This is a genomic window from bacterium endosymbiont of Bathymodiolus sp. 5 South (genome assembly GCF_900128535.1).
Lineage (GTDB): Bacteria > Pseudomonadota > Gammaproteobacteria > PS1 > Pseudothioglobaceae > Thiodubiliella.
Genome location: NZ_FQTR01000255.1, coordinates 1 through 1,749 on the forward strand (window position 1 = coordinate 1; position 1,749 = coordinate 1,749).

Consider the following 1,749-nt stretch of genomic DNA (forward strand, 5'->3'; position numbering starts at 1 on the left):
TTTATTGCCAAGGTAATCAATGGTGTATTTTGACTCATCGCCTAGTTTTGATAAATCTACGGCATCAGTGTCGGTTTTGCCAAAGATGACATAGGATTTACCTGCGTTTGACTTGCCACTTGGATCGGCTTGATAAGCGCCTACAATTAAATCATCTAAGCCATCGCCGTTGACATCACCTGCGCTGGAGACTGAGAAGCCACTATAATCATATGCTGACTCACCATTGATAACAAAGCCGCCTGTGCTTGTGCCAGTAGCAATGGCTGATAAGTTAATAGCATCGGTGTTGTTTTGTTTGCCGAACACGACATACGATTTACCTGTGTTTGTCTTGCCGCTTGAATCAACACTATAAGCACCCACAATTAAGTCGTCTAAACCATCGCCATTGACATCACCTGCGCTAGAGACTGAGTAACCACTACGATCACTCGCTGACTCGCCATTGATAACAAAGCCACCTGTACCAGCAGCAATGGCTGATAAATTAATGGCATCAGTGTTGTTTTGTTTGCCGAACACGACATATGATTTACCTGCGTTTGATTTATTACTTGGATCGGCGCTATAAGCACCCACAATTAAGTCATCCAAACCATCGCCGTTGACATCGCCTGCACTGGAGACTGAGATGCCACTCCTATCATGCGCTGACTCGCCATTGATAACAAAGCCGCCTGTGCTTGTGCCAGCGGCAATGGCTGATAAATTAATAGCGGTGTTGTCTTGTTTGCCAAAGATGACATAAGATTTGCCTGCGTTTGGCTTACCGCTTGGATCGGCACTATAAGCACCCACAATTAAATCGTCTAAGCCGTCGCCGTTGACATCGCCTGCGCTGGAGACTGAGTGACCACTATAATCATCCGTTGACTCGCCATTGATAACAAAGCCACCTGTGCCAGTGGCAATGGCTGATAAGTTAATGGCATCGGTGTTGTCTTGTTTACCGAAAATGACATAAGATTTGCCTGCGTTTGATTTACCATTTGGATTGGTATACTTAGCACCAATAATTAGATCATCTAAACCGTCGCCGTTGACATCGCCTGCGCTGGAGACTGAGGTGCCACTCCAATCACCCGCCAACTCGCCATTAATAACAAAGCCACCTGTGCCAGTGGCAATGGCTGATAAGTTAATGGCATCGGTGTTGTCTTGTTTACCGAACACGACATACGATCTACCTGCTTTTGATTTATTGCTTGGATCAGCACCATAAGCACCCACAATTAAATCATCTAAACCGTCGCCATTGACATCGCCTGCGCTGGAGACTGAGAAGCCACTATAATCGTTCCATAACTCGCCATTGATAACAAAGCCACCTGTACCAGCAGCAATGGCTGATAAGTTAATGGCATCGGTGTTGTCTTGTTTACCGAATACAACATACGATTTACCTGCATTTAATTTACTGCTTGGATCGGCATATAAAGCACCCACAATTAAATCATCTAAGCCGTCGCCGTTGACATCGCCTGCGCTGGAGACTGAGATGCCACTAAAGTCACCCGTTGACTCACCATTGATAACAAAGCCACGCTGCGCCTCTTGTAATGAAGCAGTTGCTGAGGCTGATTCATTACCTACAGTATCTATATAAGTAATAGTAGCGATTCGAATACCAAGTTGTGAATCCGTATCGGTGTTTTTCAGTTTGATGGCTTCCACCACCTTTGCCACATCCTCAGCTGCAAAAGTACCTGAGGTTTTGCTAATAATTAAAGTTTTAGAAGAGCGAGT

Annotated in this window: 1 protein-coding gene; it reads right to left on the reverse strand. The window is 45.1% G+C overall.

Annotated features, from left to right (window positions below; genetic code table 11):
- A partial coding sequence (locus BBROOKSOX_RS10595; protein WP_180324007.1) for an integrin alpha occupies nucleotides 1-1,749 on the reverse strand: 1,749 nt, incomplete at both ends.